The 20897-nt window shown below is 65.9% G+C and carries 21 protein-coding genes; 7 read left to right on the plus strand and 14 right to left on the minus strand.

What is annotated here, in order from left to right; translation table 11 throughout:
* Positions 1 to 18: 18 nt before the first annotated feature.
* The 9 genes from C167_RS0109500 to C167_RS0109540 all read right to left on the minus strand — a co-directional run bounded on the left by C167_RS0109500 (position 19) and on the right by C167_RS0109540 (position 10243).
* Positions 19 to 1416, minus strand: a complete 1398-nt coding sequence (locus C167_RS0109500; RefSeq protein WP_017518039.1) for an LLM class flavin-dependent oxidoreductase — start codon at positions 1414 to 1416, stop codon at positions 19 to 21.
* Between the two features lie 322 nt (positions 1417 to 1738).
* Positions 1739 to 2956: an SfnB family sulfur acquisition oxidoreductase gene (locus C167_RS0109505; protein ID WP_017518040.1), complete on the minus strand. Its 1218-nt coding sequence runs from the start codon at positions 2954 to 2956 to the stop codon at positions 1739 to 1741.
* Between the two features lie 9 nt (positions 2957 to 2965).
* Positions 2966 to 4201: an SfnB family sulfur acquisition oxidoreductase gene (locus C167_RS0109510; protein ID WP_017518041.1), complete on the minus strand. Its 1236-nt coding sequence runs from the start codon at positions 4199 to 4201 to the stop codon at positions 2966 to 2968.
* A 178-nt stretch (positions 4202 to 4379) separates the two neighbouring features.
* Positions 4380 to 5150 (minus strand): MetQ/NlpA family ABC transporter substrate-binding protein, encoded by a 771-nt coding sequence (locus C167_RS0109515; RefSeq protein ID WP_017518042.1) that lies wholly within the window; start codon positions 5148 to 5150, stop codon positions 4380 to 4382.
* Positions 5151 to 5277: 127 nt separating this feature from the next.
* Complete coding sequence (locus tag C167_RS0109520; RefSeq protein ID WP_017518043.1) at positions 5278 to 5943, minus strand: methionine ABC transporter permease; 666 nt, start codon at positions 5941 to 5943, stop codon at positions 5278 to 5280.
* Positions 5943 to 7313 carry an LLM class flavin-dependent oxidoreductase gene (locus tag C167_RS0109525; RefSeq protein ID WP_017518044.1) on the minus strand — a complete coding sequence of 457 codons (1371 nt, stop codon included), beginning with the start codon at positions 7311 to 7313 and terminating at the stop codon, positions 5943 to 5945. The genes C167_RS0109520 and C167_RS0109525 overlap by 1 nt, the downstream gene beginning before the upstream one ends.
* Before the next feature lie 202 nt (positions 7314 to 7515).
* The gene (locus tag C167_RS0109530) at positions 7516 to 8739 is read right to left on the minus strand and encodes an SfnB family sulfur acquisition oxidoreductase (RefSeq protein ID WP_017518045.1); all 1224 of its coding nucleotides are present in this window, start codon (positions 8737 to 8739) and stop codon (positions 7516 to 7518) included.
* Between the two features lie 313 nt (positions 8740 to 9052).
* Positions 9053 to 9520, minus strand: a complete 468-nt coding sequence (locus C167_RS0109535; protein ID WP_017518046.1) for a YbaK/EbsC family protein — start codon at positions 9518 to 9520, stop codon at positions 9053 to 9055.
* A 72-nt stretch (positions 9521 to 9592) separates the two neighbouring features.
* Positions 9593 to 10243: a hypothetical protein gene (locus tag C167_RS0109540; protein ID WP_017518047.1), complete on the minus strand. Its 651-nt coding sequence runs from the start codon at positions 10241 to 10243 to the stop codon at positions 9593 to 9595.
* Positions 10244 to 10483: 240 nt separating this feature from the next.
* Here C167_RS0109540 and C167_RS0109545 point away from each other — a divergent pair, with 240 nt between their 5' ends.
* The gene (locus tag C167_RS0109545; RefSeq protein ID WP_017518048.1) at positions 10484 to 10909 is read left to right on the plus strand and encodes a YciI family protein; all 426 of its coding nucleotides are present in this window, start codon (positions 10484 to 10486) and stop codon (positions 10907 to 10909) included.
* 17 nt (positions 10910 to 10926) lie between these two features.
* The gene (locus tag C167_RS0109550) at positions 10927 to 11343 is read left to right on the plus strand and encodes a VOC family protein (protein WP_017518049.1); all 417 of its coding nucleotides are present in this window, start codon (positions 10927 to 10929) and stop codon (positions 11341 to 11343) included.
* Positions 11344 to 11467: 124 nt separating this feature from the next.
* On the opposite strand, the gene C167_RS0109555 is transcribed toward C167_RS0109550, so the two are convergent.
* A complete protein-coding gene (locus tag C167_RS0109555) occupies positions 11468 to 12538 on the minus strand; it encodes a helix-turn-helix transcriptional regulator (RefSeq protein WP_017518050.1) in 1071 nt (356 codons plus the stop codon).
* Positions 12539 to 12650: 112 nt separating this feature from the next.
* Between C167_RS0109555 and C167_RS0109560 the strand changes: the two genes are divergently transcribed.
* Together C167_RS0109560 and C167_RS0109565 are read left to right on the plus strand one after the other, a co-directional pair.
* Positions 12651 to 14399 carry an amidohydrolase gene (locus C167_RS0109560; protein WP_017518051.1) on the plus strand — a complete coding sequence of 583 codons (1749 nt, stop codon included), beginning with the start codon at positions 12651 to 12653 and terminating at the stop codon, positions 14397 to 14399.
* A complete protein-coding gene (locus tag C167_RS0109565; RefSeq protein ID WP_017518052.1) occupies positions 14396 to 15313 on the plus strand; it encodes a CobW family GTP-binding protein in 918 nt (305 codons plus the stop codon). The genes C167_RS0109560 and C167_RS0109565 overlap by 4 nt, the downstream gene beginning before the upstream one ends.
* Positions 15314 to 15552: 239 nt before the next feature.
* Here the strand turns inward: C167_RS0109565 and C167_RS0109570 are convergent, their stop codons facing one another.
* Both C167_RS0109570 and C167_RS0109575 read right to left on the minus strand, forming a co-directional pair.
* Positions 15553 to 15834, minus strand: coding sequence for a pyrimidine/purine nucleoside phosphorylase (locus C167_RS0109570; protein WP_017518053.1), 282 nt, complete (start codon positions 15832 to 15834; stop codon positions 15553 to 15555).
* Between the two features lie 111 nt (positions 15835 to 15945).
* On the minus strand, positions 15946 to 16497 hold the full coding sequence (locus C167_RS0109575) for an exonuclease domain-containing protein (RefSeq protein WP_017518054.1): 552 nt from the start codon (positions 16495 to 16497) through the stop codon (positions 15946 to 15948).
* Positions 16498 to 16597: 100 nt separating this feature from the next.
* On the opposite strand from C167_RS0109575, the gene C167_RS0109580 reads away from it, so the two are divergent.
* Positions 16598 to 17476, plus strand: coding sequence for an NAD(P)-dependent oxidoreductase (locus C167_RS0109580; RefSeq protein WP_017518055.1), 879 nt, complete (start codon positions 16598 to 16600; stop codon positions 17474 to 17476).
* 24 nt (positions 17477 to 17500) lie between these two features.
* On the opposite strand, the gene C167_RS0109585 is transcribed toward C167_RS0109580, so the two are convergent.
* Positions 17501 to 17842, minus strand: a complete 342-nt coding sequence (locus tag C167_RS0109585) for a DMT family protein (RefSeq protein ID WP_017518056.1) — start codon at positions 17840 to 17842, stop codon at positions 17501 to 17503.
* Positions 17843 to 18184: 342 nt separating this feature from the next.
* Here C167_RS0109585 and C167_RS0109590 point away from each other — a divergent pair, with 342 nt between their 5' ends.
* Together C167_RS0109590 and C167_RS0109595 are read left to right on the plus strand one after the other, a co-directional pair.
* Positions 18185 to 18439: a YkgJ family cysteine cluster protein gene (locus tag C167_RS0109590; RefSeq protein WP_017518057.1), complete on the plus strand. Its 255-nt coding sequence runs from the start codon at positions 18185 to 18187 to the stop codon at positions 18437 to 18439.
* A 124-nt stretch (positions 18440 to 18563) separates the two neighbouring features.
* Positions 18564 to 19169 carry an START domain-containing protein gene (locus C167_RS0109595; protein WP_026078924.1) on the plus strand — a complete coding sequence of 202 codons (606 nt, stop codon included), beginning with the start codon at positions 18564 to 18566 and terminating at the stop codon, positions 19167 to 19169.
* A 194-nt stretch (positions 19170 to 19363) separates the two neighbouring features.
* Here the strand turns inward: C167_RS0109595 and gltA are convergent, their stop codons facing one another.
* Positions 19364 to 20647: a citrate synthase gene (gene gltA / locus C167_RS0109600; RefSeq protein ID WP_017518059.1), complete on the minus strand. Its 1284-nt coding sequence runs from the start codon at positions 20645 to 20647 to the stop codon at positions 19364 to 19366.
* Positions 20648 to 20897 lie beyond the last annotated feature (250 nt).

A 20897-nucleotide genomic window follows, 5' to 3' on the forward strand; every position in this document is an offset into this window, starting at 1 on the left:
CGAATCCTTTTAGAGTTTTTACGCAGGGAAGGCTGGAGTCGCTCCAGTGGCGGTTGCCTGGCGGAAGCTTGCCCCGACATGCCTTGCGGGCAGTCGGGCGCGGCCGGCGCCGAAGAGTTTTTCCCGCAGGGTGCCGTCTGCGTAGGCGGTCTTGTAGGCGCCACGGCTTTGCAGTTCGGGCACCACGAGGTCGATGAAGTCGGCATAGCTTTCCGGCTCCACGGTGCGGGTCAGGTTGAACCCATCCAGGCCCGCCTCGTTGATCCAGCCCAGCAACTCGTCTGCCACCTGCACCGGGTTGCCCACCAACGTGGTGTAGCGTCCGCCGAGAGCCAACTGCTCCAGCAACTGGCGCACGGTGGCGTCGGTGCGGGCGACGGTCAGGGCCTTGGTGGCGGACTCGATGGCGTTGGTCTTCTCGTAGCGGATCGGCTCGTCCAGTGCATAGCGCGAGAAGTCGATGCCGGTGGTGCTGGCGAAGTGCGCAAGCCCCGCCTCGGCGCTGGCGAAGCGGCGGTACTCGGCGAGCTTGTCGCGGGCCTCGGCCTCGGTCGGCGCGACGATGACGTTGATGCCCATGAACACCTTGATGTCGTCCGCCCGGCGGCCAGCATCGACCGCCGCCTGGCGGATGCGGTCCACCAGGATGCGGGTGGCTTCGCGGGTCTGCGCCGAGACGAAGACGCACTCGGCGTGGCGCGCGGCGAAGGCCAGCCCGCGATTCGACGCACCGGCCTGAAACAGCAGTGGCGTGCGCTGCGGCGAGGGCTGGCTGAGGTGGTAACCCTCGACGTCGAAGAACTCGCCGTGGTGACGGACCTTGTGCACCTTGCCCGGCTGCGCGTAGACGCGACGCTGGCGGTCGGCGATTACGGCGTCGTCTTCCCAGCTGCCTTCCCAGAGCTTGTAGAGCACCTCCAGGTACTCGTCGGCGCGGTCGTAGCGGCGGTCGTGGTCGATCTGCCGCGCCTGGCCCATGGCGCGGGCGGTGCTTTCCAGGTAGCCGGTGACGATGTTCCAGCCGACCCGGCCATCGCTCAGGTGATCCAGCGTGGAGAGCCGGCGGGCGAACGGGTAGGGCGCCTCGTAGGTGAGGTTGGCGGTGACGCCGAAGCCCAGGTGCTGCGTGGCGCCGGCCATGGCCGAGACCAGCATCAGCGGGTCGTTCACCGGCAATTGAATGGCTTCTTTCGCGGTGAGCTCGATGCCGTTCTGGTAGACGTCGTAGACGCCGAGGATGTCGGCCAGGAACAGGCCGTCGAACAGGCCCTTTTCCAGCAGGCGCGCGAGGTCGGTCCAGTGGCTGAGCTTGTTGAAGTCCGTCGAGCGGTCGCGCGGATGGGTCCACAGGCCGTGGTTGATGTGGCCGACGCAATTCATGCTGAAGGCGTTGAGGAGGATCTGCTTCTGGGTCATGGGAAGTCCTTGCGAGGGCGGCTCGGTAAGGGCTCTGCGGCAGCCGTAGGGCGAATCACCCGTAACGGGTTATCCGCCATGGCGGATAACGCCGTGGGCGTTATGCGCCCTACGTTGCAGCCAGGAGCCCTGTAGGAGCGAGCTTGCTCGCGAACCATCCAGCGCTCGGGCTGTTCGCGAGCAAGCTCGCTCCTACGAAAAGCGGGCGCGGTGCACGACGGAGCGCCTTTGTAGGAGCGAACTTTTTCCGCGATAGGGCGCAGCGCAGGGGCTGATCGCGGACGGAGTCCGCTCCTACGAAAAGCGGAGGCGGTGCGGGGCATCAGAGGGTCCCCCGACGCGGCGGCAGCTTGCCGTTGAGGTAGTAGTTGCCCACCGCGAAGTACTTCCAGCGCGCCGGGTCGTGCAGGGTGTGCACGCGGGCATTGCGCCAGTGGCGGTCAAGGCCCAGCTCGGCGAGGCTGGCGCGGCTGCCGCCCAGTTCGATCAGCTTGCTGCCCGCCAGCAGCGAGACTTCGGTGGTGATCGCCCGCGCCTCGGCCACGGCGATGGAGGCGGCAGCGACGCTCTCGGCATTGGGCTCGGCGGTGGCCGCGTCGAGCACGCGGCCCGAGCGATCCAGCAGCGCTTCGGCGGCGTGCAGGCGGATCGCCAGGCGGCCGATTTCGTTGATCGCCAGCGGGTCGTCGCTGGCCTTGTCCACGCCCGAATCGATCCACGGCCGTGCCTTCTCGCGCAGGAACACCAGCGCATCCTCATAGGCGCCTCGGGCAATGCCGGCATCGATGGCGGCGTGCAGGATCTGCGCGAAGGGACCGACGGTGGTCGGGCGCTCGAACGCGCTCTGGAACGGCACGATGTCGTCCTCGCTCACGGGCGCGCCATCGAATACCACGCTGCCGCTGCCGGTGGTGCGCTGGCCGAAGCCGGACCAGTCGTCGATCACCTCCACGCCCTGCCTGTCGCGCTCGATGAAGGCGAACTGCTGGACGCCCTCGTCGTCGATCACCAGGGTCGGAATGCGTTGCGCATAGAGCGCGCCGGTGCAGTAGAACTTGCGCCCGTGGATGCGCAACTGGCCGTCCTCGCGCGTGAGGCGGGTGGTGCGGTCGTGGGCGGTGCGCGTGCCGATTTCCGCCAGGGCGTTGCCGAAGCGCACGCCGGCCAGGACCTCGGCGAACAGGCGGGCCTTCTGCGTTTCGCTGCCGTTCACCCGCAGCAGTTCGACAGCGTAGAAATGGTTCTGCGGAATCTGTCCCAGCGAGCCATCCGCGGCGGAGATGATGGCGATCACGCGGGCCACCGTGACGCGGGAAACCCCGGCGCCGCCGTACTCGCGAGGCACGGTGATGCCCCACAGGCCGGAGCGGCTGAAGCGCTCCAGTTCGTCCCAGGGCAGGCGACGTTCACGGTCGCGGGCGATGGCGCCTTCACGGAAGTCGGCGGCCAGGGCGCGGGCGACGTCCAGGGCTTCGTCGTCGCTGCGGATGATGTGGATGGGGCTGCTCTGCTGCAGGGGAGATTGTACGAGGCTATTCATCGGCGCTCCTCAGATCCAGGAATGACGCGCCGGGCGGGCGCCGTTGAGGTGATAGGCGCCAACCGCCTGGACCTTCCAGCGCACCGGGTCGTGCAGGGTGTGCACGCGGGCGTTGCGCCAGTGGCGGTCGAGGTTGAATTCGGCGAGGGTGGCGCGGCTGCCGGCCAGCTCGAAGAGCTTCTCGCTGGCGGCCAGGCTGATCTCGGTGGTCAGCACCTTGGCTTCGGCCACCGCGATGGACGCGCGGGCGGCGGACTCGTCGTCGATGGGCCGCGCGCTGACTTCGTCGAGCACATGGCCGGCGCGCTCCAGCAGCGCTTCGGCGGCGTGCAGTTCGACCTGCAGGCGGCCGATCTCGGCGACGGTGAAGGGCTCTTCGCTGGCGTGCTCGACGTTCGCGTCGATGAAGGGGCGGGTGCGCGTGCGGATGAAGTCGATGGCGTCTTCCAGCGCGTTCGCCGCGATGCCGGCGTCGATGGCGGCCTGGATCAATTGCGACACGGCGCCCTGGATGTTGGGCACGTCGGCCAGACGGCCATTGTGGATCACCAGCGAGCCGGCGATCGGGGCGTTGTCCAGCAGCACGGTGCCGCTGGCGGTGGTGCGCTGGCCGAAGCCGGACCAGTCGTCGACGATGCGCAGGCCTTCCACGCCGCGCTCGACGAAACCCATGACGGCGCGGCCTTCCTCGTCGATGGCCTTCACCGCGACCCAGTGGGCGAACAGCGCACCGGTGGAATAGAACTTCTCGCCGCTGACGCGGAAGTGTTCGCCGTCGCGAACCAGCCGCGCCTTGAGCTCGAGGGTGTTGCGGGTGTTGCGTTCGGGGCCGGCATTGCCGATGCGCCGACCATTCAGCACGCCGCCGAACAGCACGCGCTTCTGCGCGTCGCTGGCGGCGTTGTCGATCACGTTGAGCAGGCCAAACTGGTTCTGCGGAATCTGCCCCAGCGCCGGGTCGGCGGCGCAGATCACGCGGAAGACCTCGGCCACGGTGGCGTAGGACACCTGCGCACCGCCGTACTCCCGGGGAATGCTGATGCCGCCCAGGCCGAGGGCGGTGAAGTGCTCCAGCTCGCGCCAGGGCAGGGCGCGCTCGCGGTCGCGGGCGGCGGCGCCGGGTTTCGCCAGGCGGGCCACTTCGTGGGCGGCGTCGATGGCCTGGGCGTCGTTCTCGATGCGGCGCGCCGGGAGTAGCCGGGGCGCCTGGTCACGAAGGTCCTTGGGTGCGGATTCGTTGGTCATGCGGTTTCCTGTGGTTGTGGAGCAGGGAACTCCCTCTCCCTAACCCTCTCCCTGAAGGGAGAGGGGACTGTCCGAGTGCGTTGAAACAGTTGCATCAGCCGGCGGGCTTTTGGCTCCCTCTCCCTTCAGGGAGAGGGCGGGGGAGAGGGTGCTTCGCCCCCGCGCGCCCGATCTCGCATCAGAACGCCGGGGCGATCTCGCCCTTGTAGCGGGTCAGGATGAACTGCCGGACTTCCGGCGAATTCAGCGCCTTGGCGAGCTTCTGGATGCCCGGGTCCTGGATGTTGTCCGGGCGGGCGACGAGGAACTCGGCGTAGAGGTCCTTGCCTTTCTCCACGATCAGCGCGCTCTTGGTGTCGATGCCCGCTTCCAGCGCGTAGTTGGCGAAGATGAACGCCAGGTCCACCTGCTTCACTGCGCGGGCCAGCAGGGCGCCTTCGAGCTCACGGATCTTCAGGTGCTTGGGGTTGTCGGTGATATCGCGCTCGGTGGACTGCGGGTTGGTCGGGTCCTTGAGCTTGATCAGGCCGCTCTCGGCCAGCAGCACGAGGGCGCGGCCGGTGTTCACCGGGTCGTTCGGGATGGCCACGCTGGCGCCGTCGGGCAGTTCGGCGAGGGACTTGTACTTGGTGGAGTAGGCGCCGAAGGGCTCGATGTGGATGCCCACCACCGGTACCAGGTCGGTGTGGCGGGTCTTGTTGAAGTCATCGAGGAAGGGGCGGTACTGGTAGTAGTTGGCGTCGAGGTTCTTCTGCGCGAGCTGCAGGTTGGGCTGGATGAAGTCGGTGAAGACCTTGATGTCCAGGTCGACGCCTTCCTTGGCCAGTTCCGGTTTGACGAATTCGAGGATCTCGGCGTGGGGCACCGGGGTGGCGCCGACCACGAGTTTTTCCCCCGCGTGGGCGGAGAAGGCGACGACGGCTGCCAGGATGGCGATGGCCTTTTTCATGGGTGTTGCTCCTTGAACAGTTGGGGTGGGCCGTCGTGGTGTGGACGTGGGGCCTGGATGGCAGCGGGGCCGGCTGCCGGCGGCTGGATCGAAGGTGCCGCTCCCTGATGGGGAGTGGGCGGGGAATTCAGCGCCGCGTGTAGCGTGCTACCAGTCGGTCGCCGCTCATCTGCAGGGCCTGCACCAGCAGGATCAGCAGGGCGACGGTGATGATCATCACGTCGGTCTGGAAGCGCTGGTAGCCGAAGCGGATGGCCAGGTCGCCCAGGCCGCCGCCGCCGATCACGCCGGACATCGCCGTGTAGTCCACCAGCACGATGGCGGTGACGGTCACGGCGGCGACCAGCCCGGTGCGCGCTTCGGGCAGCAGGGTGTGCCAGATGATCTGCCAGGTGCTGGCGCCCATCGCCTGGGTGGCTTCCACCAGGCCGCGGTCGACTTCACGCAGGGCGGTTTCCACCAGCCGCGCGAAGAACGGCGTGCAGCCCACTACCAGCGGCGGAATGGCGCCGGCGACGCCCAGCGAGGTCCCGGTGATCAGCGTGGTGACCGGGATCAGCACGATCAGCAGGATGATGAACGGCAGCGAGCGCAGCATGTTCACCACCACCGACAGCGCGCGGTACAGGCCGGGTTTCTCATGCAACTGGCGCTTGCCGGTGAGGTACAGCAGCACGCCCAGCGGCAGGCCCAGCAGCACGGTGAAGGCCAGTGCGCCGCCGAGCATGGCGAGTGTGTCCAGGCAGGCCTGACCGAGGTCGTGCCAGTCGAGGTTGCGGAACCAGCCGTCCATTACCTTTCACCCCGGCGAAGCGTCGCGGCGCGGTGCGGCGCGCGCAGGCGGTCGCCCTGGCCGAACAGCTTGTGGCGCAGGGTGCCTTGCTCGTACTCGCGCTTGAACAGCCCGCGCGCCTGCAGTTCGGGCACCAGCAGGTCGACGATGTCGACGAAGGTTTCCGGCGCCACCAGGCTGGAGAGGTTGAAGCCGTCGACGTCGGTTTCCTCGACCCAGGCCTGCAACTGGTCCGCCACGGTCTGCGGCGAGCCCACCAGCAGCGGGCCGTCGCCCCCTAGGGCGCAGTAGTCGGCGATTTCGGCGGCGGTCCACTGGCGCTCCGGGTCGGCGGCGCTGAAGGCGTCCACCGCGGACTGGATGGCGTCGCTCTGTACGTGGCGCAACACCTGGTCCGGCGCGTACTGGCCGAAGTCGATGCCGGTCCAGCCGGATACCAGTGCCAGGGCGCCCTCGCGGTCGCTGTACTGGCGATAGTCTTCCAGCTTGGCCAGGGCCTCTTCGTCGGTCGGCGCGACGATCACGGTGAGCTGGTTCAGCACCAGCACGTCGCTGGGTTGGCGGCCGGCTTCCACGGCAAGTCGGCGGAGGTCGGCCACCTGGTCGCGGAGGATGTTCTTCGTGGGTGCTGCGACGAATACGCACTCGGCATTGCCAGCGGCGAACGCCTTGCCACGGCTGGATGCACCGGCCTGGTACAGCACTGGGGTGCGCTGCGGCGAGGGCTGGCTCAGGTGGAAGCCGGGCACGTCGAAGTGCTCGCCCTGGTGCTCGATGGGGTACACCTTGCGCGGGTCGGCGTAGACGCCGGTTTTGCGATCAGCGACCACCGCGTCGTCGTCCCAGCTGGCTTCCCAGAGCTTGTAGCAGACCTCCAGGTACTCCTCGGCCAGGGCATAGCGCTGCTGGTGGTTGAGCTGCTGCTTCAGCCCCAGGTTGCGCGCGCCGCTGTTCAGGTAGGAGGTGACGATGTTCCAGCCGGCGCGGCCTCGGGTCAGGTGGTCCAGCGTGGAGAGGCGCCGGGCGAAGGGGAACGGGTGCTCGAAGGACACCGAGGCGGTGATGCCGAAACCCAGGTGCTCGGTGGCCGCGGCCATGGCCGGGACGATCTGCAACGGGTCGTTGGCCGGCACCTGCGCGCCGGCGAACAGCGCGGCGTCGGCGTTGCCGTGGTAGACGTCGTAGACGCCCAGCACATCGGCCAGGAACAGCCCGTCGATCTTGCCGCGCTCGAGGGTTTTCGCCAGTTCGATCCAGTAGTGGATATCGGTGTAGCGCGCCGCCTGCTGGTCGCGCGGGTGGCGCCAGAGGCCGGGCGACAGGTGGCCGACGCAGTTCATGGCGAAGGCGTTGAGGCGAATCTCTTTCATAGCGGGTACCAAAACGGTGAATAGGCCGTCGCGAGCGATCCGAGAGCCAGGCGGACGGAGCGCAGCGACGAGACATATCGAATGAACAGCGCGAGCACCGTCGCACAGGTGATTTCACCTGAACCGCCGAAGGCGGGCCCGAAGGGCGAGCGAACGCGAGTCACGCAGCTATCGGTTCGCGCAGCAGGCGTATTCACCGTTTTCAGTTCCAGTCGTGGCGCGGCGGACGCTTGTCATTGAGCAGCCAGTTGCCGACCAGGTGGTACTTCCAGCGCACCGGGTCGTGCAGGGTGTGCACGCGGGCGTTGCGCCAGTGGCGGTCGAAGCCGTGGCGGGCGAGGGTGGAGCGGGTGCCGCCCAGCTCGAACAGCTTGTTGGTGGCGTCGATAGCGACTTCGGTAGTCAGCACCTTGGCTTTCGCCACGGCGACCGAGGCGCGGGCCACGCTGTCCTCGTCCGGCGCCGGGCGGGCGGCGTCCATCACCTTGCCGGCGCGTTCCAGCAGGGCGTCGGCGGCCTCGATGCGGATGCCCAGTTCGCCGACCTGGATGATGGTCAGCGGGTCTTCGCTGGCCTTCTCCACGCCAGCGTCGATCCATGGGCGCGCCTGTTCGCGGACGAAGGCGATGGTGTCGCGCAGCGCCGCGCGGGCGATGCCGGCGTCGATGGCGGCAGTGGTGATCTGGGCGAACGGGCCGGCCAGGGTTGGCACGTCATAGGAGCGGTGCGTCGGGAAGACGTTGAACGCCGGCACGCGCAGGCCTTCCACCAGCACGGTGCCGCTGGAAGTGGTGCGCTGGCCGATGCTGGCCCAGTCGTCGACGATGACGAGGCCCGGCGTATCGCGCGGGACGAAGGCGAGCTGCGCGTTGTTCTGCTCGTCCAGGCCGAGCACGCCGATCCAGTGGGCGTAGAGCGAGCCGGTGCAATAGCCCTTGCGGCCGTCGATCAGCACGCTGTCGCCGTCATGGCGCAGACGGGTCTGGATGTCCTGGACGTTCTTGCCACCGGTTTCCGACAGGGCGTTGGCGAAGCGGTTGCCCTTGAGCGCGAGGTCGAAGAAGAAGCGCTTCTGTTCTTCCGTGCCCTGCAGGCGGATGTCTTCCAGCAGGCAGTAGTGGTTCTGCGGAATCTGCCCCAGTGACGGGTCGGCGGCGGAGACGATGGCGATGACTTCGGCCAGCGTGGCGTAGGACACCTCGGCGCCGCCGAACTCGCGGGGCACGGTGATGCCCCAAAGGCCGCTGTTGGAATAGACCTCCACGACTTCGGGCGGGACTTCGCGGTTGCGGTCGCGTTCGGCGGCGCCTTCGAGCAGGAAGGCGGCGACCTTGTGGGCGATTTCGATGGCCTCGGCATCGGAGCCGATCCGGTGCGCGTTGGGTTCGCGGATGTCGTAGTGGGCGGATTCGGGGAGTTGGGGCATGGCAGTACAGCGACCTCGGCAGATGAATCGACCCGGCGTTCGGGTCTGTCTGATTGGGTCATTGCACAAGCTGTGCCGGAAATTAATTTCCTTTTAAATCAATGGTTTGAGTTTTCAGTCCAACAGTTGAGGCGCTGGGCGGACAGCAAAGTGTTGGGTGGGTGTTGCTGTGGCAACAGTGCTGGAGCACACCGGCAGTTCGTGGGGCGGGAAGGGAAAGCGTTCGCGAGCAAGCTCGCTCCTACAAGGTGTGCGCCGACGCTGGTCTGTAGGAGCGAGCTTGCTCGCGAACCTGGTCAGGGGAACAGGGGGCTCAGGCCAGCTCCTGGCACACGTCTATCCAATCGGCCTCGACCAACTCCAGCATGCGCTGCGGCTCGATCCGCACTGCGCTGTGCACCGCGCCGGCTGCCGGCAGCACCTCGTCGAATGCCTGCAGCGACACATCGCAATACACCGGCAGCGGCGTCGCCAACCCGAACGGACAGACGCCGCCCACCGGGTGCCCGGTCAGTTCCACCACTTCCTCGGCGCCGAGCATCTTGGCCTTGCCGCCAAAGGCTTCCTTGAGCTTGCGGTTGTCCAGTCTTGCATCGCCGCGGGCGACCACCAGCACGGTGCGCTCGCCGACCCGCAAGGACAGGGTCTTGGCGATGCGGCCCGGCTCCACGCCGTGGGCCTCGGCGGCCAGGGCGACGGTGGCAGTGCTGGTTTGCAGCTCGATGATGGCGATGTCGGGGGCCTTTTCGGCAAAGAAGGCGCGAACCGATTCCAGGCTCATGGGGCGATGCTCCGTGTCGTGCGAAAAGGTTTGAATCTAGGGAGCATGGGCGAAGCTGTCCAGAGCGTGCTTTCAGTGTCCGTGGATGAGCAGCCTCTCGATCTCGGGGATGCCCATGGACTGGTTGGCGTTCAGCAGTTCCAGGCGGGCCGCGAATATCCTCAGCTCGCGCTCGGCTGCCTGCACCGCGCGGGTGAGGGCGGACAGCGGCACGGTCACCGAATGCAGGGGCGGCGGTGGGACGAAGGCCTCGCCCGGCCCATTGAAGTCGAAGCTGGCGGACTGGTTGTGCTGGTTGATGTCGGGCGAGGGGTGGCCACTGTACAGGTAGGCGCTTTTGCCGGCGGCGACGCGCTTCCAGCTTTGCAGGTCGCCCAGGTCGCTGCAGCACTGCGGGAAGAGGACGTCGAGGGCGCCGACCCGCAGCACATAGCCCCCGGACAGGGGTGGCACGCGGGCCCAGTTCCGTGAACCTTCCAGACCCTCGGCGCAGTGCAGCTGGATCAAACGCGAAATGTCCGCGTCGCTCAGGTCGGCAATGCGATGGAACGCACTGCCCGGCAGGTAGGCACGTAGCCGCGGGCTGAAGCCGTTGGCCCGCAGGTTGCGCTCGTGGTATTCCCGCCAGCTTGCGACGTGCTCCCAGTACGGACCGTTGCTGGGAAGCGGAACGGAGTCGACCAGGTAGAACAATTCGATGATGGGGATGAGCTGAACCTGCATGGGAGGCCCCGGCGATTGCTGAGCGGCACGTTCTAATGGCGCCAGCCAGGGGCGTCCATAGCGAATTTTCCTATATCGCCGGCTGGGTGCTGCCGAGCGACCTATGCTCAAAGCCCTCGCAAGACCGCTGGAAAAAATTTTGCGGGGCCTGTCGATCTTTCGTCACGCCCTTCGACTACTTGTCAGGAACCGGAAGCAACCGGCCGCCATGCTGAAAATGACAACAAGAGGAGAAAGACGATGCGTTTCATGGTGATCGTCAAAGCCACCGCCGACTCCGAAGCCGGTGTGATGCCCAAGCAAGAGCTGCTCGCCGCCATGGGGGCCTACAACGAGGAGCTGGTGAACGCTGGCGTGATGTTGGCTGGCGAAGGCCTGCATCCCAGCTCGAAGGGAGCGCGGGTGCGCTTCGACGGTGCTTCGCGGCAGGTGATCGACGGCCCGTTCGCCGAGACCAAGGAGCTGATTGCCGGCTTCTGGATCATGCAGACCGCGTCGCTGCAGGAGTGCATCGACTGGGTCAAGCGCTCGCCCAATCCGTTCGACGGCGAGTCCGAGATCGAGATCCGGCAGATTTTCGAGGCCGAGGACTTCGGCGCCGAATTCACCCCTGAACTGCGCGAGCAGGAAGAACGCCTGCGCGCAGAAATCGCCGGCAAATCCTGAATCTGGAGGACACTGCCATGTTGATGAATGCCTACCTGGTCTTTGACGGCAACTGCGAAGAAGCCTTCCGTTATTACGCCGAAGTGTTGCGCGCCGAACTGCCGGCTCTGATGCGCTTCTCCGACGCACCGGGTTGCGAGGACATGCCCGAGGCGCTGAAGAATCGCGTGATCCACGTACGCCTGGAGGTGGACGGCCATGTGCTGATGGGCTCGGACGCCTCGCCGCAATGCGGCCAGTACGAAGGCGTGAAGGGCGTGTCGATCACCCTCAATGTCGACAGCAAGGCCGAGGCGCGGCGGCTGTTCGACGTCCTGGGCAAGGGCGGCAAGGTCACCATGCCGCTGGAACAGACCTTCTGGGCCGAGCTGTTCGGCGCCGTGGAAGACCGCTTCGGGGTGCCGTGGATGATCAATTGCGAGAAGGAAGCCTGATCGCCGCACCGATCCTGCACGATCAAAATGCCCCTCTCCCTAACCCTCTCCCTGAAGGGAGAGGGGACCGATCGGCACAGGTTGAAACATCACTGTCAGCCGGTGCGGACGGCTCCCTCTCCCTTCAGGGAGAGGGCGGGGGGAGAGGGCGTTCATCCGAGCTTCCACGACTGGCGCGGAACCGCTCCGGCGTCGTCCCGGTAAACCGCTGGAATGCCCGGTGAAAACTGGTGACGTGTTCATAGCCGAGCAGGAAGGCGATTTCCTGCAAGGCCATCCGGCTGGCCAGCAGATAGCGCTGGGCCAGCGCCATGCGTACCTCCAGCACTATTCCCTTGAAGGTCAGGCCGTGCTCGCGCAGCCGGCGCTGCAGCGTATGCGGGGGCAGGCGCAGCCAGGCGGCGGTCTGCTCCAGGTCGGGGAGTGGAATGCGCGCGTTCTGCAGCAGGTAATAGCGCACATCGTCCGGCAACGCTGGCCCACGCTCGAAGCTGGCCAGGGTCGCTGCACCCTGCGCCTGGCACAGCCGGCTCACCGACGGGTTGGCGGTGGAGAAGGGCTGGTCGTGGAAGGCCTTCGGTATCCACAGCTCGGCTTGCCCGGCATTGAACAGGCAGGGGCCGGGAAAAAGTTCGCCATACAAGGCCGCATGAGCTGGCGGCGGGTAGGGCAGGTACAGCTGCATGCCGGGGCAGGTCTCCAGGTCCGGCAGGCGCTGGCAGAGCCAGCGCCAGGTGCTGCTCAGCCATTCCTCGCAAAGGGCGATGCGCTCCACGTCGCTGAAGGGCGGCAGTCGGAGCGTCAGGCGGATGTGCTCGCCAACTTCTTCGCGGTGGGTGTGGATGGGGTGCGGCATCAGGCTCGACGGCTGGCCGAGGGAGATGTCCCAGGAGCGCCGCAGGTTGGCCGCGCTGATCAGCGCATAGCCGATCACCCCCAGGTCATAGAGGTTGTAGCGCTGGCCCAGGCGCAGGAAGAAGTCGCTCGGGCCGAGCAACCCGGCGGCTTGCTGCAGCAGCCGGTAATAGCGGGCGAAGTTCATCTGGGCAGCCGCCGCTTCGCTGCTGCTGGGCAGACCGAGGCCACCGAGCAGGGGTGTCAGGGGCGGCAGAGCGGGGCGGGCGCGCCACTCGTCGAGGAAGTGGCGGAACAGCTGGCGGGAGGCGTAATCGATGTCGAAGGACGCGGTAGGCATGGCGTAGCCTCAAGCTGTCTTCTTGTGCTAGTGAGTTGTTATCTTATGCTAGTCGGTGGCTGGAAGCCGAGCCCTATACTGCCTCCACGGACAAGAACAATAAGGGCCTGCCATGACCGCTCCGGACCGCTTCCGCTCCTCCCATTCTCCAAACGACCGCTTCGCTGAACTGCTGCTGCACAACGGCCGTTTCTATACGCTCGATCCCGCCCAGCCCTGGGCCGAGGCCATGGCCATCCGCGATGGCCGGCTGCTGGCGGTAGGCCGGCGAGAGGAGATGGAGCATCTGATCGGTCCCGATACCCTGGTGCGCGACCTCGAAGGCGCCTTCTGCATGCCCGGCCTGCACGACATGCACACCCACCCGGACCTGGCGCTGAACCCGCGCTATGCCGACGATCTCGACGTTGGCATCGAGGACCCGACCCCGGATCAATTGGCGAAAGCCATTCGCGACTACGCCGACAGCCACCCCGGCGATGGCTGGGTCTACGGCCAGTACTGGGTACGCTATACCTTCCGCGAAGCCGGGCTGAAGCCGGGGCGCGAGTGGCTCGACAGCATCCTGCCCGACCGCCCCGTGGCGCTGCTCGATCGCATGTGGGGTACCATGATGGTCAATTCCCGCGCGCTTGAACTGGCTGGGATCGACGCCAGCACCGCCGACCCGCGCAACGGCTACCTGGAGCGCGACGAGTTGACCGGCGAGCCCAACGGCCTGCTGATCGACGGCGCCTATGCGCTGATCCACGCCGCCATGCCGCCGACCCCGGCCAAGGTGTTGCGCCAGTCCTACCGCGAGGGCGTGCACTTCCAGAGCTCGCGCGGCGTTACAGCGGCCAAGTACCTGCATGTCTGCGAAAACCGCCTGGACGCCCTCAAGTACCTCGACGACGCCGGGCAACTGACCCTGCGCGTGGAAGCGGCGATCAGTTGGCAGGACGACATCTTCCCGGTGCGTCGCCGCTGGGAGCTGCTAAGCGGCGAGCGCCATTACTACCGCAGCGCGCGGCTGTCGGCGAACGCGGTGAAGTTCCATTTCGACGGCACCGTCGAGCCGCGTTCCTCCTTCCTTATTACACCCTGGCCGGGCGAGGACGCCTGGCGCGGCAAGCTGAACCTGACGCCCGAGCACATCACCGACATGGTGGTGGACATGGACCGCCGCGGTATCCGCGTCATCGCCCACTGCACCGGCGATGCGGCGTCCGACGTATTCCTCGACGCGGTGGCCGAGGCGCGCCGGCGCAATGGTTTCAGCGGCGTGCGCCACCAGTGCGCGCACAGCACCATCCTGCATCCGGGCAACCTCAAGCGCTTCCGCGAACTGGACGTGATCGCCGAGTTTTCCCCGGCGGCCTGGTACCCGACACCCTTCGCCAGCGGCGCGCGCTCGGGCTACGGCACGGATCGCCTGAAGCGCATCTATGACTTCAAGGGGGTGCTGGCCGCCGGCGGCATCGCGGTATTCGGCACCGACTGGCCGGTGGCGTCGATTGACCCTTGGCTTGCGCTGGAAACCCTGGTGACCCGGCAGAACCCCTGGAACGACGACCCGGCCTGCTTCGGCGAGCCGATCAGCCTGGAACAGGCGATTCGCGTGGCGACGCTCAATGGCGCCTACGCCATGGGGCTGGAGAGGCTCACCGGTAGCCTGGAGGCGGGCAAGTCGGCGGACTTCATCGTGCTTGACCGCAACCTCTTCGAGCAGCCGGCGCGCAACTTCATCCATCGCACCGAAGTGCTGCTGACGTTCGTCGAAGGCCGCCCGGTGTACGACCGCCTCGGCCAGTTCAGCGATACCGCTCTGACGGCGGTGTGGCAGGGCGAGCCGCCGCGCATCGAAGGGGTCAACGCATGAACGCTGCCAGCATTCCGGTGACCGTGGTGGCTGGTTTCCTGGGGGCGGGCAAGACCACGCTGCTGCGCAACCTGCTGGAGCGCTGCGAAGGCCGGCGCCTGGCGGTGATCGTCAATGATTTCGGCGAGCTGAATATCGACGCCGGGATGATCGCCGAGCAGACCGAGGCCGTGTACAGCCTGGAAAACGGCTGCATCTGCTGTAGCGTGCAGGACGACCTGCTGGCGCAACTGGAGCGCTTGGCGAACCTGCACCCGCCCCTGGAACAGGTGGTGATCGAATGCAGCGGGGTGTCCGACCCACAGCGCATCGTGCAGACGCTGGGCTACCCGAAACTGCGTCGGCGCCTGCATCTGGATGCGGTGCTTACCGTGGTCGACGGCGCCCGCCGGGAACCGCTGGAAGGCGAGTATGCGCGACTGGAGCGCATGCAGGCGGCAGCCGCCGACCTGCTGCTGCTGAACAAGTGCGACCTGCTCGACAGCGATGAACGCGCCAGTCAGCGCGAACGCTTCGGCCGTGGTGCACGGGTGCTGGAGACCATCCAGGCGCAGATTCCCGATGAACTGCTGCTGGGTGAGCCGTCACGCAAGCTGCGGCCCCATGGGCAGGAAGGCATCGACCATGGCGAGCTGTTCGACAGTTGGAGCTGGCAGGGCGAGGCGAGCTTCGATGGCGCGCGGCTGAAGCAATGGCTGGAGACGTTGCCGCGCGGCCTTCTACGCCTCAAGGGGCTCATTCGATTGGCGGGGCAGGGCGAAGCGGTCTGGCTGCAGTATGTCGGTGGGCGTTATCAGTTGCGCCCGGCGACAGCGGCCGAGGCGGTGCAGGGCTCGCGGCTGGTGTTCATCGCGGAGAAGGATGCGGGGTTGCGGGCTGATCTTGAGGCCGGGCTGCAAGGGTGCTTTTCGTAGGGCTGGGCTCTTTGGGGTTCTGTGCCTGGGCTTACCCCGCTCCCTAACCCTCTCCCTGAAGGGAGAGGGGACCGTTCGGCGCAGGTTGAAACAATGGCCGCAGCCGGCACGGACAGCTCCCTCTCCCTTCAGGGAGAGGGTGGGGGAGAGGGCAAGCTCCCCACCGATGTTTCGTCAGGGCTTGGCGCGGGCAATAAAAAACCGGCCACCCGGGCCGGTTTTTCACGCAGCAGCCGAACTCAGCGGTATTCGCAGAGGTAGGCGGTGTCCTGGGCGACTTTCAGCTGGAACTTGCTGTTGGCCGGCACGGTGAAGTTGCTGCCGCCTTCGAAGGTTTCCCAGGTGTCGCTGCCCGGCAGCTTGACGGTCAGCGCGCCGGCGACGACGTGCATCACCTCCAGCTGGCTGGTGCCGAATTCGTATTCGCCCGGAGCCATCACGCCGATGGTGGCGGGGCCTGCGGTCATGTCGAAGGCGATGGATTTGACGGTGCCGTCGAAGTACTCGTTGACCTTGAACATGGGCTTCTCCTGCAAGAGGGGTGAAAAAGGGCCCGCCAGTATGCCCAAGGCCGCCGGCCCCGTCACTAGAGCGAGGCTGGCGACCGTGCGGTCAGTGATTGGTGGGTGGCGTCAGCCGGCGACGGGCAGGGTCAGCGGCAGCAGGCGGGCGGTGTTGCGGGCGTCTTCCAGGGCGCGATGCGGCTGCCCCTGGAAATGCAGCCCGGCCAGGTGCAGCGCGGCGTTCAGGCCCACCGGGCGCTTGAGCTGGCGGGCCTGGGCAAAGCGCTGCTTGAGGTTGACGTGCGGCACGCGGGACAGGTGGCTGTCCAGATGCTGGCGGCGCCACTCCAGTTCCAGCTGATGGCGGTCATAGTCGCCCCAGCTGGTCCACCCGGCCAGGCGCGGGCTGTGCTGCGCGAGCCAGCGCTCGAACTGCGGCCAGACTTCATGCAGCGGCGCGGCAGCATCGACATTGGCCTGGGTGATGTGGGTGAGTTCGCGGCAGAAGGCCGTCAACAGCGGGCGCCGCTGTGGGCGGACGAAACGCTGGAAATGGTCCAGCTCGCGGCCATCGGCCTCTGCCACCAGGCTCGCGCCGATCTCGATGATCTCCATTTCCTCGACTGGCCAGCCGCCTTCCTCGGTGGTGGCTTCCAGGTCGATCACCAGCCAGTGGGGCATAGTCGGTGCTCGTGGTTGGGTTCGAATCGAGTATGGAAGGCGTTTGCGCGACCGGCAAACCGCGCTAGGCTGAGCGCCTTCTGCTGACAAGGGGACCGCGATGGCGAGAGTGGCATTCATCGGCCTGGGGGTGATGGGCTATCCCATGGCCGGACATCTGGCGCGCGAAGGGCATGAGGTCTGCGTCTACAACCGCACCGCGAGTCGTGCGGCGCAGTGGGTCGGGCAGTTCGGCGGCCGCTGCGCGGACACGCCGCGCGAGGCGGCGCAATGGGCCGACTTCGTGATGTGCTGCGTGGGCAACGATGACGACCTGCGCAGCGTGGTGCTGGGTGGGGACGGTGCGTTGGCGGGCATGCAGCCCGGCTCCGTGCTGGTCGACCACACTACCGCTTCCGCTGAAGTAGCCCGTGAACTGGCCGTGATGGCGGCCGAGCGCGAGCTGGGCTTCCTCGATGCGCCGGTGTCCGGCGGTCAGGCCGGCGCCGAGAATGGCGCGCTGACGGTGATGGTCGGTGGCGATGCCGACATCTACGCCCGCGCCGAGCCGGTGATCGCCACCTACGCGCGCATGGTGCGACGCATGGGCCCGGTGGGCAGCGGCCAGTTGACCAAGATGGTCAACCAGATCTGCGTCGGTGGTTTGCTGCAGGGGCTGTCCGAGGCGCTGCACTTCGCCCAGAGCGCCGGCCTCGACGGCATGGCGGCGATGGAGGTGATCAGCAAGGGCGCCGCGCAATCCTGGCAGTTGGAGAACCGTCACCAGAGCATGCTGGAAGGGCGCTTCGATTTTGGTTTCGCGGTGGACTGGATGCGCAAGGACCTGGGCATCGTCCTCGACGAGGCTCGCCGCAATGGCGCGAAATTGCCGGTCACCGCGCTCGTCGATCAGTTCTACGCCGAGGTGCAGGCCGCCGGCGGTGGACGCTGGGACACTTCCAGCCTTATCACTCGCCTGCAGGACGCGCCCGAGTCCTGAGTCGTTCATCCTGCGAGTCGCGCCTCAGGCGCGAAAGATGAAGTAAACCGCGCCCAGCAGGCACAAGCCGGCCCAGAGATAGTCGAGCTTGAGAGGCTGCTGCATGAAGTACACGCTGAACGGCACGAAGACCGCCAGCGTGATGACTTCCTGCATGATCTTCAGTTGCCCTACCGACATCACCGTGTAGCCGATGCGGTTGGCCGGCACCTGCAGCAGGTATTCGAACAGTGCGATGCCCCAGCTGACCAGCGCGGCGATGATCCACGGCTTGCTGTTCAGGGTTTTCAGGTGGCCGTACCAGGCGAAGGTCATGAACAGGTTGGAAAGCGACAGAAGAAACGCGGTTTGCAGCCAGACCGGCATGGCAGAGGCTCCAGTAAGGGACAGTGCGTGAGCCTAGTGGAGCGCCGCCCGACAGCCAAGGGGCGCCGGAGCGATCCTGTTCCTGATGGAGGCAAGCGCGGCATTGACGCTGGGATTGCCGGCATCCGGCGCGCCGGCCCCGGTCTGACGTGATCGCCTGTTCGAAGCCGCCAGGCCGGGCGCTGATGTGCTGGCGGTGTCTGGAATTTCCGCTGATCCGGCCAGCTTGGCGGAATGGCTGACGGGCTATATGCTCGGCGGCCAATTTCTGACGGCGGCTGTGCAAGCAGGGCTGCCGAGCTTTTCCCCTCTGCTTGTCGATCGCCCATAGAGAGTTCATCCATGGAATGCCGTATCGGCTGTGGCGCCTGCTGCATCGCGCCGTCGATTTCCTCGCCCATCCCCGGCATGCCTGACGGTAAGCCGGCCGGTGTGCGCTGCGTGCAACTGGACGAGCGCAATCTCTGCAAACTATTCGGCGACTCGCGGCGTCCAAAGGTTTGTGCGGCCTTTGACGCGGACGCCGATGCTTGCGGCAGCAGCAACGAGCAGGCGCTGCAGATCCTTACCGAGTGGGAACGCATCACCGCTGCCTGATGTGACTTGGAAGTCACGTTTTCGCGGTCCATACTGACGCCCCGACCCGCTCAAGACCGCGGATTGCAAAGGGGCGGCGCGATTGCCGGCCCCCACAAGATCAAGAATAAAGAGAGGTAAGACGATGCGTGGTGTATTGCGTATGACCCTGCTGGCCACTGCCGTGGTGGGCTTTGCCGGTACTGCCCTGGCTGAAGACTGGAAGCTGGAGAAGGAAGACGACGGTGTGAAGGTCTTCCTCAGCCCCGTGGCAGGTTCCAAGTACAAGGCTTACCGTGGCGTCGTCGAGATCAAGGCCGATGTGGCCAAGATCAACGCCCTGCAGGAAGACGTGGCCGGCTCCTGCAAGTGGATCCATGCCTGCGCCGAGATGCGCCTGCTGAAGACCGAAGGCGACAATTCCTGGACCTACTCGAAGATCGACATGCCCTGGCCGGTGACCGGCCGCGACGTGGTGATCCACGTGACCACCGAGAAGACCGCCGACGGCGGCCTGATCCGTCATCTGAAGGCCGAGCCGACCTATATCCCGGAAGAGAAGGGCGAAATCCGCGTGCCGAAGCTGATCGGCGAGTGGAAGCTGGTCCCCAAGGGCGCCGGCGTGACCGAAGTGACTTACCAGGTGCAGACCGAGCCGGGTGGCAGCATTCCGTCCTGGCTGGCCAACAGCTTCGTGGTCGATGCGCCGATGAACACCCTGAAAGGCCTGCGCAGCGCTGCCGAGAAGTAATAGACGCTGTCGTTTCCCCCACGAAAAAGCCGCCCCCGGGGCGGCTTTTTTTGCTTTCGTAGGAGCGAGCTTGCTCGCGAACCGCTTGACGCCGGCATAGCCGGGAAATCCGTTCGCGAGCAAGCTCGCTCCTACAGATGGCAAGGCAATTAAAAAGGCCGCCCGAAGGCGGCCTTTCTCTAGCGCCGTAGCGCTTAGCGGGCCTTGAGGTCCACGAAGTCGCGCTGCGCACTGCCGGTGTACAGCTGGCGCGGGCGGCCGATCTTGTACGGGCCGGAGAGCATTTCCTGCCAGTGCGAAATCCAGCCCACGGTGCGTGCCAGGGCGAAGATCACGGTGAACATACTGGTCGGGATGCCGATGGCCTTCAGGATGATGCCGGAGTAGAAGTCCACGTTCGGGTAGAGGTTGCGCTCCACGAAGTAGGGATCGTGGCGGGCGATTTCTTCCAGCTTCATGGCCAGTTCCAGTTGCGGGTCGTTGATGCCCAGCTCCTGGAGAACCTCGTCGCAGGTCTGCTTCATGACCTTGGCGCGCGGGTCGAAGTTCTTGTACACGCGGTGGCCGAAGCCCATCAGCTTGAACGGATCGTTCTTGTCCTTGGCCTTGGCCACGAACTTCTCGATGTTCGATACGTCACCGATCTCGTCGAGCATGCGCAGAACGGCTTCGTTCGCGCCGCCGTGAGCCGGTCCCCACAGGGCAGCGATGCCCGAGGCGATACAGGCGAACGGGTTGGCACCCGAGGAGCCCGCCAGGCGCACCGTGGAGGTGGAGGCGTTCTGCTCGTGGTCGGCGTGCAGGATGAAGATGCGGTCCATGGCCTTGGCCAGCACGGGGCTGATCGGCTTGGTCTCGCAAGGGGTGTTGAACATCATATGCAAGAAGTTTTCTGCATAGTTCAGGTCGTTGCGCGGGTACATCATCGGCTCGCCCTTGGAGTACTTGTACACCATGGCAGCGATGGTCGGCATCTTGGCGATCAGGCGATGCGCCGAGACTTCCCGGTGCTTCGGATTATTGATGTCCAGGGAGTCGTGATAGAAGGCGGAGAGGGCACCGATCACGCCGCACATCACGGCCATCGGGTGCGCATCACGGCGGAAGCCGTTGAAGAAGGTCTTCAGCTGCTCATGAACCATGGTGTGGTTCTTGATGGTGCCGACGAACTTTTCCTTCTGCTCGGCAGTCGGAAGTTCGCCGTTGAGCAGCAGGTAGCAGGTTTCCAGGTAGTCGGACTTCTCGGCGAGCTGTTCGATCGGGTAGCCGCGATGCAGCAGCACACCTTTATCACCGTCGATGTAGGTGATCTTCGACTCGCAGGAGGCGGTGGACATGAAGCCGGGGTCGAAAGTGAAGTGACCCGTGGAGGTCAGGCCCCGCACGTCGACGACATCGGGACCCAGCGTGCCGGAGAGGACAGGCAGTTCGACGGGGGCAGCGCCCTCGATGATCAACTGCGCTTTTTTGTCAGCCATGATGGCCTCCTATTTATGCTTGAAATCATCTGTACGACCCCCCACGCAGGGCCCGCACCACTATAGAGAGATAAATCCGAATGTCAATTTGCACAATCGGAGAAGTTTGGCTCCTCCAAGCCCCTGTTTTGCCGGAAAAATTTGCCTGTTTACGCCTTTTATGGGGGTGCGGCAATTAGTCCTTAGGTGGAGGTCTTTCCGTTGTCATTAGGAGCCTAACTGTCTATACTCGGCGACCAGCCGCCAAGGG

The sequence above is a fragment of the Pseudomonas nitroreducens TX1 genome (genome assembly GCF_000313755.1).
Lineage (GTDB): Bacteria > Pseudomonadota > Gammaproteobacteria > Pseudomonadales > Pseudomonadaceae > Pseudomonas > Pseudomonas nitroreducens_A.